Genomic DNA, 14503 nt, shown 5'->3' with positions numbered 1-14503 from the left:
ATCAGCGCGCGTCGAGCACCAGCCAGCCGCCGTGGTGCTCGAACGCCTCGAACGCGAGACCCGTGGATTCGCCGAGTGTGCGCAGGGCGGGCAGGTCGAAGGTGCGCACGTGGCCGTGGCAGGCGGTGGCCTCGTCCTCGAACGGCACCGCGATCACCACGCGCTCCCGGGCGATGCGCAGCGCCTCCGCGACGACGGCCGCACCGGTCGCGGCGTCGACGTGTTCGAGCAGATGGATTGCGGTGACGGTGTCGGCGCTGTCGTCGGGAACGGGCACGTGGGCCGCGTCGCACACGACGGTGTCCACCTCGAGGCCCAGTCGCGGCGCGACGGCCTCGAGCAGGGTCATGGTGCCGGGCAGGATGTCGGTGGCGGTGACGGCGATCCCGGCGCGCGCCAGGCGCAGGGGGAGGAATCCGAAGCAGGAGCCGAGATCCAGCACGCGGCCGCGGACGAGTTCGGCGGCCTTGTCGTGGATCGGGGCGAACCCGGCGGTGCCGTCCAGCAGTTCGGTGAGCGAGTTGCGGTAGTAGGTGACCCACGCGTCGAGGGCGTCGGGCAGGGTGGAGCGCACCAGCCCGACCATCGTCAACTCGAACTCCTCCTGTCCGAGGTCGCTGTCGGCGATCGACGCGGTGACCCCGGCGACGAGACGTTCACTCAGGTCGTCGGGCCCGAGCGAGTGGGTCACGTGCAGCCGGTCGCCCTCGCGGCGCAGGGCGATCGGGCCCGAGCTCACCTTCTCGACGGTGACGTGGGCGTGGGACCACCGGCCGGGCGGGCAGGGGGCGAGTGAGTCGAGCACAGTCATTGCAGCGCAGCCTTTTTCGAGGAGGGGGAGGCGTCGGGACCGTCGAGGGACGGGACGGCCGCGTCGAGGCCACTGTAGAGGGCGCGCATGCCGGCGGACAAGAGTTCCGGCAGCGCGAGCGAGTCGTCGGCGAGCCACTGCTCGTACGCCGCCATCGCCACGCCGAGCACGAGATAGCCGACGGTGCGCGGGAAGTGGTCGTCGGCGGCGGCGCCGACGCGACGCGCGACGTACTCGGCGATCACCCGGCGCCAGCCCTCGTACATCACCACCGAGTACGCCTGCAGCGCCGGTACCCGCAGGATCAGGTCCATGCGATCGCGGTGCAGCGCCGCCTCGGACTCGGGGAAGGTGTTGAAGTCGAGCAGCGCCGAGGTCAGCGCCTCGGCGAGGGGGACGTGGCCCGGCAGCGCGTCGAGGTGGGCGCGCATCTGTTCGAGGTGGCCGTCGAAGTCGCCCCACGGCACCGCGTTCTTGGACGGGAAGTACCGGAAGAAGGTGCGGCGGGCGATTCCGGCGGCTTCGGCGATCTGGTCGACGCTGGTCTCGTCGAATCCCCGGGCGCGGAACAGTTCGATCCCGATCGCGCTCAGCCCCTCTCTCGTGGTGGAGGGGCGGCGACCTATCCGAGCGGACGGTTTCCGGCGGCTACGCATGGTGTGAGCCTTCCATGGGTGACATTGTGCACTCGATGCCATTACAGTGGTGAACCGAGTCACAGCGCAACGGGTCTGTGACGCCGGGCTCCGCTCGTGGAGTCCCCATCCGAGGAGGTAGTTGATGTCCGATCGTGACAACACCGTCGTCGAGTCCGACCTGGTCGAGGAGTCCCTCGTGGAAGAGGTGTCCATCGACGGCATGTGCGGCGTGTACTGATCGTGTCCGCCGACGCCGCCACCACAGTGTTCGACTCGCAGAAGGTCGACTCGGCAGGGTTCGATCCGGATACGACGTGGAGGCTGCACCCGCAGGTAGCGCTTCGCCCCGAGCCGTTCGGGGCGTTGCTCTACCACTTCGGGACCCGCAAGCTCTCGTTTCTGAAGAACACCACGATCGTCGAGATCGTCGAATCCCTGCACCAGCATCCGTCCGTGCGGGCCGCGCTCGCCGCGCACGGAATCGACGAGTCGGCTGCACGTCCGTACCTGCGGGCGCTGGCCACCCTGGCCGACTCCCACATGATCGTGCCGGCCTAGACCCCGCCGGTCCCCCTCCCGCCCGCCCCACCGACGAGGACGCAGCCCATGACCTCTGTGCTCGAATCCGCCGCAGTACGAGAAGCTTCCGGCCCGCCCAAGGTCGGCCGCCTGGTCGACCAGTTCGAGAAGGGTCTCGACGCCCCGATCTGCCTGACCTGGGAGCTGACCTACGCCTGCAACCTGTCGTGCGTGCACTGTCTGTCCTCGTCCGGCCGGCGTGATCCGCGCGAGCTGACCACCGAACAATGCAAGGCGATCATCGACGAACTGCAGCGTATGCAGGTGTTCTACGTCAACATCGGCGGCGGAGAGCCGACCGTGCGCTCGGACTTCTGGGAGCTGGTCGACTACGCCACCGAGCACCAGGTGGGCGTGAAGTTCTCCACCAACGGCGTCAAGATCGACAAGAAGGTCGCCGCGCGTCTCGCGGCCTCCGACTACGTCGACGTGCAGATCTCCCTCGACGGCGCCACCGCCGAGGTCAACGACGCCGTGCGCGGCCCCGGCTCGTTCGCGATGGCCGTGCGTGCCCTCGAGAACCTCGCCGAGGCCGGATTCCGCGACGCGAAGATCTCCGTCGTCGTGACCCGGCACAACGTCGACCAGCTCGACGAGTTCAAGGCCCTGGCCGACCAGTACGGCGCGACGCTGCGCATCACCCGCCTGCGTCCCTCCGGCCGTGCCGTCGACGTGTGGGACGACCTGCACCCCACCCACGAGCAGCAGCGGCAGCTCTACAATTGGCTCGTCGCACACGGCGAGGGTGTGCTGACCGGCGATTCGTTCTTCCACCTGTCCGCCTTCGGTGGCAGCGACGGCGCCGGTGCGCTGCCGGGGCTGAACCTGTGCGGCGCGGGCCGGGTGGTGTGCCTGATCGACCCCGTGGGCGACGTGTACGCCTGCCCCTTCGCCATCCACGACAAGTTCCTTGCCGGGAACATCCTGTCCGACGGCGGTTTCCAGCAGGTGTGGCAGCACTCCGAGCTTTTCACCGAACTCCGGTCGCCGCAGACCGGCGGGGCCTGCAGCAAGTGCACCTTCTACGATTCGTGCCGCGGCGGCTGCATGGCCGCGAAGTTCTTCACCGGTCTGCCGATGGACGGGCCGGATCCCGAATGCGTCCAGGGCTACGGCGAATCCGCGCTCAGCGCCGACCGCACCGTGCCCAAGTCCAGCGTCGACCACTCGCGCACCGGTGAGCGCCGCACCCCGCGCGCGCCCGTCCCGTTGCAGCTGATGGTGCGCCCGCCGTCGCGGGCCTGCGACGAAAACCCGCTCGCCGGAATGCAATAGCCGGCCCCGTTCGTGCAAGTAGGAGAGGCAGATCCATGTCCAAGGAATGGTTCGAAACCGTTGCGGTCGCGCAGCAACGGGCGAAGAAGAAGCTCCCCAGGTCCGTCTACGGCGCCCTCGTGGCCGGCTCCGAGAAGGGCATCACCGTCGAGGACAACCTGACGGCATTCGGCGAGCTCGGCTTCGCCCCGCACGTGGCGGGGTTGTCCGACAAGCGGGAGATGGGCACCCACGTGATGGGTCAGGACATCGCCCTGCCGGTGGTGATCTCCCCGACCGGCGTGCAGGCGGTGCATCCGGACGGCGAGGTCGCCGTCGCCCGTGCCGCCGCGGCCCGCGGTACCGCGATGGGGCTGAGCTCGTTCGCGAGCAAGTCCATCGAGGAGGTCGCCGCGGCCAACGACAAGACCTTCTTCCAGATGTACTGGGTGGGCAGCCGCGACGTGCTGGTCCAGCGGATGGAGCGGGCCCGCGCCGCCGGCGCGAAGGGCCTGATCATGACCCTGGACTGGTCGTTCTCCAGCGGCCGCGACTGGGGCAGCCCCGCCATCCCGGAGAAGATGGACCTCAAGGCCATGTTCCGGTTCGCCCCCGAGGGCATCCTGCGGCCGAGCTGGCTGCTCGACTGGGCGAAGACCGGCAAGGTGCCGGACCTGACCACCCCGAACCTGACCCCTCCCGGCGGCAGTGCCCCGACGTTCTTCGGCGCCTACGGCGAGTGGATGGGCACCCCGCTGCCTACCTGGGAGGACGTGGCGTGGCTGCGGGAGCAGTGGGGCGACGCGCCGTTCATGCTCAAGGGCGTCATGCGGGTCGACGACGCCAAGCGCGCCGTCGACGCGGGCGTCACCGCGATCTCGGTGTCCAACCACGGCGGCAACAACCTCGACGGCACGCCGGCTCCGATCCGGGCGCTGCCGGCGATCGCCGAGGCGGTCGGCAAGGACATCGAGGTGCTGCTCGACGGCGGCATCCGCCGCGGCAGTGACGTCGTCAAGGCCCTCGCCCTCGGCGCCAAGGCCGTGATGATCGGCCGCGCCTACCTGTGGGGCCTCGCCGCGAACGGGCAGGCGGGCGTGGAGAACGTCCTCGACATCTTCGCCGGCGGCATCGGGTCCGCGCTCATCGGCCTCGGCAAGACGTCGATCCACGAGCTGACCCCCGACGACATCGTCGTCCCGCCGGGCTTCCGGCGGGACCTCGGAATCTGAGCGGTCCACCTGCCGATGGGCACCCTCACCGAACCGATCACCCTGGCCGGACGCCACGCGCCGGCCAGGGTGCTCTTCGGGCCGCACGAAACCAATCTCGGTGTGGGGAGGACCTTTTCGTCCGAACACGTGGCGTACTACGAGCGCCGAGCGCGCGGTGGCGCGGGGGTGCTCGTGACCGAGGTCGCCTCCGTGCACCCGCACGACCAGCCCTACGAGCGGGCGCCCCTGGCCGCGGAGTGCGGTCCCGGATGGGCCGCCGTCGTCGCCGCCTGCCGGCCGCACGGCACCCTGGTGCTGGCCGGCCTCGGCCACGCCGGGCTGCAGGGCTCGAGCGCGTGGACCCAGGCACCGCTGTGGGCCCCGTCGCGGGTGGCGGACCCCGCGGTCCGGGAACTGCCCATGGAACTCGGCGACGACGAGATCGATGCGGTGATCGAGGGATTCCGCGCCGCCGCCGCGGTCGCGGTCGCCGCCGATGTCGACGGGATCGAACTGGACGCCGGGCCGACCGCGCTGCTGCGCCAGTTCCTCTCGGGCCTGACCAACCGGCGCACCGACCGCTACGGCGCCGACCGGTCGTTGCTGTTGCGGCGGGTGGTCGCGGCCGTGCGCGCCGAACTCGGCCCCGGGCGGATCCTGGCGCTGCGCCTGAGCTGCGACGAGGAGGCGCCCTGGGCCGGCATCACCCCGGAGCACGCCGCCGCCCACGCCCGCGACCTCGCGCCGGACCTGGATCTGCTCACCGTCGTGCGAGGCGGCCTCTACGCCCCCGGCGCGTACCGGCCCGACGCGCACACGCCGGCCGGGTTCAACGCCGGACTGTGCCGCGCCGTCCGCGACGCGGTGGCGGGCGCCGTCCCCGTCGTCCTGCAGGGCAGCGTCGTCGACCCCGCCGCCGCGCAGCGCGCCCTCGCCGAGGGGGTGGGCGACCTCGTCGAGATGACCCGCGCGCAGATCGCCGATCCGGACCTCGTCACAGCCGTGCGCGAGGGCCGCTCGCCCCGGCCGTGCGTGCTGTGCAACCAGGCCTGCCTGGTGCGCGACTTCCGCAATCCCCGGGTCGGCTGCATCGGCAACGCGGAGGCCGGGCACGAGACGCGCGCGCCGCAGCCTCCGGCCGCCGCCGCGCGGGACGTCCTCGTGGTCGGTGGGGGTCCGGCCGGGCTCGAGGCCGCCCGGGTCCTCGCGGAGCGCGGTCACCGGGTCCGCCTCGTCGAGCGCGCCGGACGCGTCGGCGGGATGCTGCGCACCGCGGCGGTGGGCACGGGACGCGACACGCTCTCCGCGCTCGTCGACTGGCTCGAGGCCCGCTGCCGCGCGCTCGGCGTGCGGATCGACACCCGTCGTGCCGTCACCGCCGGCGAACTCGAGGACGCCGTGGCCGCGGGCGAGGCCGTCGTGCTTGCCACCGGCAGCCGGGACCGGCCCCCCGAGTACCCGGCCGAGGAGGGCCACTACGTCACCGCAGCCGGCCTGCTGGCCGGTGGCCCGATCGCCGTGCGGCCGGTCGTGGTGTGGGATCCCGTCGGGGGTCCCGTCGCGGTGGGCATCGCGGAACAGCTTGCCGCCCAGGGCTATACCGTCTCGTACGCCACGACGGACCCGATCGCCGGGTCGCGGCTCGCGCCGACGGGCGACCTGGTCGCGGCGAACACCCGGCTGCAGCGGGCCGGGGTCGCCCGGCACCTCGGGGTCACGGTGCGACGGGTCGGCGCCGACGCGGTCGAACTCGAGCACCGGCTGACCGGACGGCGCACCGACGTCGCCGGCGCGCTGCTCGTCGACTGCGCCCCGGGGCTGCCGGAGGACACCCTGTACCGCACCGGGCTGACACGGATCGGCGACTGCCTGGCGCCGCGAAGTGTCCACCAGGCGGTACGGGAGGGTCACACGCTCGGATCCGAACTGTAACCTGTTGCAGACTGCTACGGATCGGAAGGATCGACGAATGGGCGAGTTCGACGGCAAGGTCGTGTTCATCACCGGCATTGCGCGCGGTCAGGGACGCAACCACGCGATCCGGTTCGCGCGGGAGGGCGCGTCGATCATCGGCGTCGACATTGCCGGTCCCGTCTCGGAGTACAACTCCTACGCGCCGGTCACCGAAGCCGACTTCCACGAGACCGTCCAGCTCGTCGAGGCCGAGGGGGCGAAGATCCACGCGCGCATCGCCGACGTGCGCGACAGCGCCGCCCTGAAGTCCGTCGTCGACGACGGCGTCGCCCAGTTCGGCCGCCTCGACGTCGTCGTCGCCAACGCGGGCATCTGCAACTGGAACCGCTTCTGGGAGATGCCCGACGAGCAGTTCGAGGAACTGATCGACATCAACCTCACCGGCGTCTTCAAGACCCTCAAGGCCGCCACGCCCGCCATGATCGAGGCCGGCAACGGAGGGTCGATCATCGTCGTGAGTTCCGTCGCCGGGCTGAAGGCCATGCCCGGCCAGGCCAACTACGCCGCCGCGAAGTTCGGCCTCGTCGGCCTGACCCAGAGCGCCGCCAAGGAGCTCGGCGAGTACCGCATCCGGGTCAACTCCATCCACCCGTACGGCGTGAACACCCCGATGGGCACCGACCAGGGCGCGCTGACACTCTTCGAGAAGTACCCGCACTGGCTGCCGAGCTTCGCCCCGATCCTCACCGAGAAGCCGATCGCCGACGTCGACGACATCACCGAGGCCGTGCTGTATCTCGCGAGCGACCGCGCCCGGACCGTCACCGGCAGCCAGATGGCCCTCGACCAGGGGAACTCGAAGGTGTGAGCGAAACCTGCTCCGCCGGACCGCACCCACGGCTGGCCGCCCCGCTGCGGCTCGGCCCGGTCACGCTGCGCAACCGGGTGGTGTTCTCCGCGCACCTGACCAACTTCGCCGAGGACGGGCTGCCCACCGCGCAGCACGCCGCGTACTACGCGGCGCGGGCCGGCGGTGGAGCCGGGCTGATCGTCTCGGAGGAACACACCGTGCACCCGACGGACCGGCCCTACGAGAAGCTGATCCGCGGGTACGACCCCGCGGTGGTGTCTGGGTACCGGCGGATCACCGACGCCGTGCACGCCCGCGGCGGGCGAATCTTCGCCCAGCTCAACCACAACGGCGCCCAGGGCTGCGGCATGTACACCGGCCTGCCGCTGTGGGCGCCCAGCGCCGTGCCCGACCCGCTGTTCCGGGAGGTGCCCAAGGCGCTCGAGGAGCACGAGATCCGCGACCTCGTCGAGGGGTACGCCCGCGTCGCCGAGCACTGCCGTGCCGGCGGATTCGACGGGGTCGAACTGCAGTGCTCGCAGGCGTCGATCGTGCGGCAATTCCTGTCCCCGGGCACCAACCTGCGCACCGACCGGTACGGCGGACCGCTCCGGAACAGGGCGCGGTTTCTGCTCGAGGTCGTCGGGGCGCTGCGCGCGGCGGTCGGGTCCGACCTGGTCGTGGGGGTCCGCCTCAGCGGGCACGACGGCACCGACGGCGGGATCACCCTCGACGACGCCGTCGCCGTCGCCGCCATGATCGAAGACAGCGGGCACGTCGACTACCTGAACACCTCGATCGGCGTGGCCACCGAGACGCTGCACCTGATCGAGGCGTCCATGGCCACGCCCCACGGCTACGCGTTGTTCGTGCCCGACGCGATCCGGCGGCGGGTGCGGCTGCCGGTCGTCGGCGTCGGACGCTTCACCACCCCCGCCCAGGCCGAGGCGGCCCTCGCCGAGGGGCGCTGCGACCTCGTCGGCGTCGTCCGCGGCCAGATCGCCGACCCCGACTTCGCCGCCAAGGCTCTCGCCGGCGACGACGAGGCCGTGCGTCCGTGCCTGGCCTGCAACCAGGAGTGCATCGGCCGGGTAGGGCTCGGCCGGTGGATCGGTTGCGTGGAGAACCCCCGCGCCGGCCGCGAGGCGCAGCTGCTACCCGATCCGGCGGTCCCCGGCCGGCGCGTGCTGGTCGTCGGTGGCGGACCGGCCGGCCTGCGCGCCGCCGCGACCGCCGCGCAGCGCGGGCACCGGGTCACCCTGTGCGAGCGCACCCCCGCCCTGGGTGGTCAGATCCGCACGGCCGCCACCGCTCCGGGCCGCGGCGAACTCGCCGGCATGGTGGACAGCCTCGAGGTCGAATGCCGCCGCGCGGGCGTCGATGTGCGTATCGGCGTGCACGTCGACGCCGCCTTCGTGCAGGAGCACCGACCGGACGCGGTCGTCGTCGCCACCGGGGCGCGCCCGCGGCGCCCGGACTGGGCCGGCGACACCGCGCTCGTCGTCGACGTCCGCGACGTGCTCGACGGCCGCGTGTCCCCGCAGGGCGACGTCCTCGTCGTCGACGACCTCGGCTTCCACCAGGCGACGTCGGTGGCCGCACTGCTCGCCGGCCGCGGCGCCGCGGTCACGGTCTGCACGGCCGGGATGATCGTCGGACAGGACCTCGGCCTGACCCTCGACATGGAGGACTGGACCCGCCGGGCACACGCCGAGGGCATCGCGCAGCTCACCGACACGCTCGTCACCGCCGTCACCGAGACCGGCGGCAGGCTCGACGTCGCGCTGTGGCACCACCCGACCGCCGTCGCGCACACCCGCACGGTGGACGCGGTGGTCGTGGCCACCCATCAGGACCCCGTGGACGATCTTTGGGTAGCGCTGCGCGACGGTGCCTTCCACGTCGTGCGGATCGGCGACGCGGTCACGCCGCGACGGGCACACGCCGCGATCGTCGAGGGGGAGCGGGCGGCGGTGGGGCTGTAGCCCGGTGCGTCCTTTGGGCGGCAGGAGCAACCCAAAGGACGCACCGGCCGCGCAGCGGCCTATCGGCTCGCGCGCTTGGTGGCGTCGGCCCACGACTCCACCGCCGCGTACCCGTCGCCCACACCCTGGGTGAATGCGACCAGCGCCCCGTACATCCGGGAGCCCTCCACGGCCAGTTCCGTCTTCGCCACCCAGTCCGCGGCGCGGGCCATGACGTGGGCCGAGATGTCGGCACCGTCCTGGGTGCCGCGCGAGGCGTGCAGGAACGACTCGTCGGCGATCTGAAAGGTCTGCACCACGGCGCGCCAGTAGTACTCCGCATCCATCGCCGCGCGGACCTCGTAGTAGTCCGTGGCGTTCTGCCGCGCCACCGACTCCTGCAGCGTCGCCGCCGCCTCGGAGATGCTGCGCAGCGGAACGTACACAGGGTCCTCGGACGCCCCCCGCGTGGTTCGTCTACCCGTCACCGGCACGATGCTTTCAGACAATGGCACCCCCTCGATGGTCCACAAGATCATCGCACGCGCAAGTGCCGGCACGGGTCAGCAGGTGAGCGCACCGCCCGGGGACGCCGGCGCGTGCCGCCGCGGATCGAACGGCTCGAACCAGGCATCGACGGTCGCGAACAGGGCGCGCTGAGGAATCCGGAAATCGCCGAGCCGCTCCTGTTCGGGCAGCGGCCCGTCGGGGCCGAGGTCGACGCCGCCCACCACCGCGGCGAGGGTGCGGGCGGACCACAACCGGCGCGGTGCGGCGCGGAACCACTGTCCGTTCGGCACGTTGCCGGTGAGCCGGATCCGGCCGGCGCCCAGGACCGGGCCGGCGACGCGCGCCACGGCGGCCAGGACCGCGGGGTTGTGCCGCGCCGCGTCCGGCAGCAGCCGGCCGGCCAGGGTCGCCAGGGTGGTGGCCGGCGACGAGAACACCCGTACGTCCCAGACGACGTCGTCGCCCGCCGTGATGTGCAACCGGGACGAGCCGGTCCACTCGGCGGCGACGTCGGTGCGCACCGTCCGGGTGAGGGCGGCGCCGAGGTAGCGGGCGCATCCGTGCTCCGGCGCGGCATCGCTGTAGACGGTCCAGTGGCCCTGCGGGTCGCGGTGCCAGACCGCGGTGAAGGCGGGGCCCACCGACCCGGCGGTGAACCGGCGCAGCGCCAGACAGTGCCCGCTGGCGAACGGCGCCCCGATCACGGCATACCCGGTGAACCGCTCGCCGGCGACCCGGGGCAGGGCGCGGGGCTCCTCGGCGGCTTCCTGCGGTGTGGTCTTCATCTCGTCCTCCCTCGGCGTACGAATACGGTCCTCCCGATCGTGCGCCGCGTCGTGACCGGAAGCATGGGGCCGATGCCTCATCTTCGGCATCCGTCCGGCCGGGCGCCCCGGCCCCGGCAGCGGAGGACAATGGGGCCGTGCAGCGCAGGAGCGAGTCGTCTCCGGGCCCGCAGGACGGGCCGCGGCGCGCCGAGCTGCTCGCCGCGCTGTCCCTGGCGATCGACCTGGGCCTGGGGCAGCCGATGGAGCACATGCTGCGGTCCGCCGTGCTGGCCGGACGGATCGCCGAGCGCATGGGCCTGGACGCCCAGCAGCAGGCCGTCATCTACTATGCGAACCTCGTCGCCTGGATCGGATGTCACGCGGACTCGCACGAGTTGGCGCAGCTGTTCGGCGACGACATCGCACTCCGCGCCGATACCTACGGGGTCGACATGAGGGGGCTGCCGTTCCTGCGGATGCTGACCAGCCACGTCGGGCGCGGGCTCGACGGCGCGCGTCGCGGGGTCGAGGTCGTCGCGTTCCTGCTGACCGCCCGCCGTCGCATGGCCGAGCTGATCGGTTCGCACTGCGCCTCGGCGGGGACGCTGTCCGACCGGGTCGGGCTCGACCGGCAGGTCGGCGCGGCCCTGGCCTACGCGTTCGAACGGTGGGACGGCGCCGGGCTGCCCGCGGGTGTGCGCGGCGACGACATCCCCCTCGAGATGCACATCGTGCACCTCGCGGAGGTCTCCGAGGTCCATCTGCGGGCCGGCGGACCGGGGCGGGCCGTCGAGGTCGCGCGGGCGCGCAGCGGGACCCAGTTCTGTCCGCGGGTGGCGCGGGTGTTCCAGGAGGCCGCGGGCGAACTCACCGACGGTCTGCTCGAGCAGGACGCGTGGGCGGCGGCGCTGGATCGGGCGCCCGACCGCGCGCGAGTCCTCGCCGGCGACGAACTCGACGCCCTGCTTCGTGCGATGGCAGACTTCGTCGACCTGAAAGTTCCCTGCCTGCTCGGGCATTCGCGGGCGGTGGCCGACCTGACCGCGGCCGCGGGCCGCCTGCGCGGCCTGCCGGCGACGGACGTCGAGGTGCTCTACCGGGCCGGGCTCGTGCACGGTCTCGGCCGGATGGGGGTGTCCAACCGGATCTGGGAGAAGCCCGGTCCGCTCACCGGCGCCGAATGGGAGCGGGTCCGGCTGTACCCCTACCTGACCGGGCGGATCCTCAGCCGCGTCACCGGCATGGAGGACGTCGTCGCCGTCGCAACCACGCACCGCGAACGCCTCGACGGCTCCGGGTATCCCAACGGCGTGCGCGGACGCGACCTGAGTGTCGCCGATCGTCTCCTCGCCGCGGCGGAGACGTACCAGCGCTTCGGGGAACCCCGGCCGCATCGCGGTGCGCTCACCCCCGAACACGCGGCGGGCCGCCTGCGGCAGGAGGCCCACCGCGGGCGCCTCGACGCCGAGGCGGTCGAGGCGGTGCTGACGGCGGCCGGGCACCGGCGGGTGCGGCGCGCGCCATGGCCGGCCGGGCTGACCGCCCGCGAGGTGGAGGTGCTGCGGCTCGTCGCCCGGGGCCGGTCCAACCGGCAGATCGCCGACGAGCTGTGCATCGCGGAGAAGACGGCCCGCAACCACGTCGAGCGCGTCTACGCCAAGCTCAGGGTGGACAACCGCACGCGGGCCGGCCTGGCCGCCGTCGATCTCGGGCTGGCCTGGTGACCCGCCGGCCCGCGGCGGGGCGACGGGAGCACCGCGGCCGGACCGGTCGTCATCGAACCCGGTTCGCTCGTCGAGGTTTTCCCGGCCGGCCCGTAGCCTCTGCGCACGGTTCAGCGGGTCGGGCGGGCCGGTACGCGTCGTTCACCCGGCAACTCGGTCACCAACACCGGCAGGTGGATTGGTGGACGCCACTGCTTGTGATGATCCGCCACCCCGTCGGATTGCCTGATGTGGTTCTGCCGGAAAGGTTTTCGAGGCTGGCGCGGAGACGGGTCGACGCACTGATCATCGTCGGCGACCTACCGGTCGGGGATCCGCAGGCAGGGCACGGCTGGACGGTATTGGGGCCGGCTCCGGGCCGGCCCCAATACCGTCGAGGACAGGCGAATGGATCAACTCGCATTTCCGCCGCCCTGTGCTACCACTCGGAGGGTCTCCGGCGGCAGCGGTTTCATGGTGCAGTGCTCACTTCGCAGAAGGTTCGGCCTCGTAGGTGACCCAGCTCGTTCGCGTGGCGAGGGTGTTGTAGAGCGCCTGGGCTTGGTGGTTGTCTTCGGCGGTCACCCACTGCACCACGGCGCGACCCTCGGCGGTGGCCATCTCGGTGAGACGGCCGATCAGTGCACGTCCGACGCCCCGGCCTCGGGCTGCGGGGTCGGTGAACAGGTCGTCGAGGAAGAGGCCGGTGGTGCCGGTGTAGGGCGAGGAGAACCGGCGATGGTGTGCAAACCCGAGGATCTCGCCGTCCGCTTCCGCAACGAGAGCCTTGCATTCGTGTCGGGGATCCATGAACCATCCCCATGCGCGGGAGACGATGTCCTCGGACTCGGGCAGCTTGTAGAACTCGCGGTACTCGCGGAAGAGGACACGCCAGCGGCACTCGTCGGCAGGGGCGAGCGGCCGGATCGTCGGAATGGTGGTCGTTGCCATGGGTGGCTCCTATCGGTGGTTGAGGTCTCGGCAGAGCGGTACTGCCAGGTACTGTCCGAGCGTTCTCCGCCCGCGAGGATCGAATATCCGATGCGGGATGCGCCGCGCTCAGGCTTCGGTCACGTCATCACTGCGTTCTCCTTTCTTTCCTTGCCTGTTCGGGTTCCCGGCTGGCGTGGGGCCAGCAGGAGGTACGCGGCGCTGCCCGCGACGAGGCCCCAGAACGCGGCACCGACGCTGAAGAACACGACGCCCGACATGGTGACCGCGAGCGTGGTCAGGGCCGCGATCCCGGTGCGGGTATCGCCGCCCATTGCCCCCTTCAGTGCGGTGAGGGCAGAGCCCAGCAGGGCGACGGCAGCAAGAACCGAAACCGTTTCGCTCGGGATCGCCTGGAACCCGGCCACGAGCACGCCCCCGAACGAGCCGACGAGCAGATAGGTGAGGCCGCCCGAGAGGCCCGCGATGTAACGCTGTGCGCGATCCGGATGCGACTCGGGGCCGAGCGCGATCGCCGCCGTGATCGCGCCGAGGTTGATGCCGTGGCAGCCGAAGGGCGCGAGGATCGCCGAGACCGTCAAGATGGCACCGACGAGCAGGCGGTCGTTCGGCTCGTACCCCTGCGAGTGGAGCAGTGCGAGCCCGGGTGCGTTCTGCGAGGCCATCGTGACAATGAACAGCGGCAGCGCGATGCTCACGAGCGCGGCCGGGGTGAATGCCGGCATCGTGAACACAGGGCCGCCGAGCGCGAGCGACGGCGCGACCTCGCGGAAGGATCCGGTCGCCCCGGTCGCCGCGAGCCCGGCGACGAGTCCGGCGAGCACTGCGTATCGGTCGAAGACGCGCTTGCCGAGGAAGAAGGCGACGACGATGCTCCCCGTGATCAGCGGCGCGCTCGTGAAGGCGCCCGCTGCGGTCACGACGAAGGGCAGCAGGATCCCGGCGAGCAGAGCCTGTAGCACCGGGCCGGGCACCCTGGCGAGTAGCCGGCCGAACCAGCCCGTGTACCCGACCACTGCGGCGGCGACCGAGGCGACGAGGAACGCGCCGACGGCCTCGGTGAACGAGAAGCCGCCGAGCGAGGCGATCAGCAGCGCCGCTCCGGGCGTCGACCAAGCGACGATCACCGGGATACGGGTGAACAGGCTCAGCGCGATGCTGCACACGCCGTTGCCGATCGCCACCGCCCAGACCCACGACGCGGTCTGCGCCTCGTTCAGACCCGCTGCGCGAGTGGCTTCGAGCACGATCAGGAACGGGCCTGCGAAGTTGATGAGCGCCGAGAGGAAGCCCGCGACGACCGCGGAGACTGAGACATCCCGCAGTACAGAGGAAGCCCGGCTCATCG

At 71.8% G+C, this 14503-nt stretch carries 14 protein-coding genes; 8 read left to right on the top strand and 6 right to left on the bottom strand.

All coding sequences use genetic code 11. The annotated features are described in order from the left end of the window. Position 1 precedes the first annotated feature (1 nt). Both mftM and mftR read right to left on the bottom strand, forming a co-directional pair. On the bottom strand, positions 2-811 hold the full coding sequence (gene mftM, locus ISO16_RS08335) for a mycofactocin oligosaccharide methyltransferase MftM (protein WP_006932884.1): 810 nt from the start codon (positions 809-811) through the stop codon (positions 2-4). Next, positions 808-1467, bottom strand: coding sequence for a mycofactocin system transcriptional regulator (gene mftR, locus ISO16_RS08330; RefSeq protein WP_029544997.1), 660 nt, complete (start codon positions 1465-1467; stop codon positions 808-810). Before mftR ends, mftM begins: the two co-directional genes overlap by 4 nt. Before the next feature lie 124 nt (positions 1468-1591). Here mftR and mftA point away from each other — a divergent pair, with 124 nt between their 5' ends. The 7 genes from mftA to ISO16_RS08295 are packed head-to-tail and all read left to right on the top strand — an operon-like array spanning position 1592 to position 9245. After that, positions 1592-1687, top strand: coding sequence for a mycofactocin precursor MftA (mftA, locus tag ISO16_RS08325; RefSeq protein WP_065922321.1), 96 nt, complete (start codon positions 1592-1594; stop codon positions 1685-1687). 26 nt (positions 1688-1713) lie between these two features. Next, positions 1714-2007, top strand: a complete 294-nt coding sequence (gene mftB / locus ISO16_RS08320) for a mycofactocin biosynthesis chaperone MftB (protein WP_170914118.1) — start codon at positions 1714-1716, stop codon at positions 2005-2007. A 48-nt stretch (positions 2008-2055) separates the two neighbouring features. Next, complete coding sequence (mftC, locus tag ISO16_RS08315; RefSeq protein WP_006930977.1) at positions 2056-3303, top strand: mycofactocin radical SAM maturase; 1248 nt, start codon at positions 2056-2058, stop codon at positions 3301-3303. 35 nt (positions 3304-3338) lie between these two features. Further along, positions 3339-4514 (top strand): pre-mycofactocin synthase MftD, encoded by a 1176-nt coding sequence (gene mftD, locus ISO16_RS08310; RefSeq protein WP_006930976.1) that lies wholly within the window; start codon positions 3339-3341, stop codon positions 4512-4514. Between the two features lie 15 nt (positions 4515-4529). Beyond that, positions 4530-6428 (top strand): mycofactocin system FadH/OYE family oxidoreductase 1, encoded by a 1899-nt coding sequence (locus tag ISO16_RS08305; RefSeq protein ID WP_006930975.1) that lies wholly within the window; start codon positions 4530-4532, stop codon positions 6426-6428. Positions 6429-6465: 37 nt separating this feature from the next. Next, positions 6466-7278 (top strand): mycofactocin-coupled SDR family oxidoreductase, encoded by an 813-nt coding sequence (locus ISO16_RS08300; RefSeq protein WP_006930974.1) that lies wholly within the window; start codon positions 6466-6468, stop codon positions 7276-7278. Next, entirely contained in the window at positions 7275-9245 is a 1971-nt protein-coding gene (locus tag ISO16_RS08295; RefSeq protein ID WP_072635712.1) for a mycofactocin system FadH/OYE family oxidoreductase 2, read from the top strand. Before ISO16_RS08300 ends, ISO16_RS08295 begins: the two co-directional genes overlap by 4 nt. Positions 9246-9304: 59 nt before the next feature. Here ISO16_RS08295 and ISO16_RS08290 read toward each other — a convergent pair whose 3' ends face one another. Together ISO16_RS08290 and ISO16_RS08285 are read right to left on the bottom strand one after the other, a co-directional pair. Next, positions 9305-9712: a hypothetical protein gene (locus ISO16_RS08290; protein WP_230304501.1), complete on the bottom strand. Its 408-nt coding sequence runs from the start codon at positions 9710-9712 to the stop codon at positions 9305-9307. Between the two features lie 75 nt (positions 9713-9787). Beyond that, positions 9788-10519 (bottom strand): hypothetical protein, encoded by a 732-nt coding sequence (locus tag ISO16_RS08285; protein ID WP_072635711.1) that lies wholly within the window; start codon positions 10517-10519, stop codon positions 9788-9790. 137 nt (positions 10520-10656) lie between these two features. Between ISO16_RS08285 and ISO16_RS08280 the strand changes: the two genes are divergently transcribed. Continuing rightward, positions 10657-12225: an HD domain-containing phosphohydrolase gene (locus tag ISO16_RS08280; RefSeq protein WP_072635710.1), complete on the top strand. Its 1569-nt coding sequence runs from the start codon at positions 10657-10659 to the stop codon at positions 12223-12225. Positions 12226-12690: 465 nt separating this feature from the next. Here the strand turns inward: ISO16_RS08280 and ISO16_RS08275 are convergent, their stop codons facing one another. Together ISO16_RS08275 and ISO16_RS08270 are read right to left on the bottom strand one after the other, a co-directional pair. Continuing rightward, positions 12691-13155: a GNAT family N-acetyltransferase gene (locus tag ISO16_RS08275; protein ID WP_006930966.1), complete on the bottom strand. Its 465-nt coding sequence runs from the start codon at positions 13153-13155 to the stop codon at positions 12691-12693. Positions 13156-13274: 119 nt separating this feature from the next. Further along, complete coding sequence (locus tag ISO16_RS08270; RefSeq protein WP_083662545.1) at positions 13275-14501, bottom strand: benzoate/H(+) symporter BenE family transporter; 1227 nt, start codon at positions 14499-14501, stop codon at positions 13275-13277. Between the last annotated feature and the right edge of the window lie 2 nt (positions 14502-14503).

It is taken from the genome of Rhodococcus sp. M8 (assembly GCF_015654185.1).
Taxonomy (GTDB): Bacteria; Actinomycetota; Actinomycetes; order Mycobacteriales; family Mycobacteriaceae; genus Rhodococcus; species Rhodococcus aetherivorans.
This window is presented reverse-complemented; position numbering and strand designations above follow the sequence as displayed.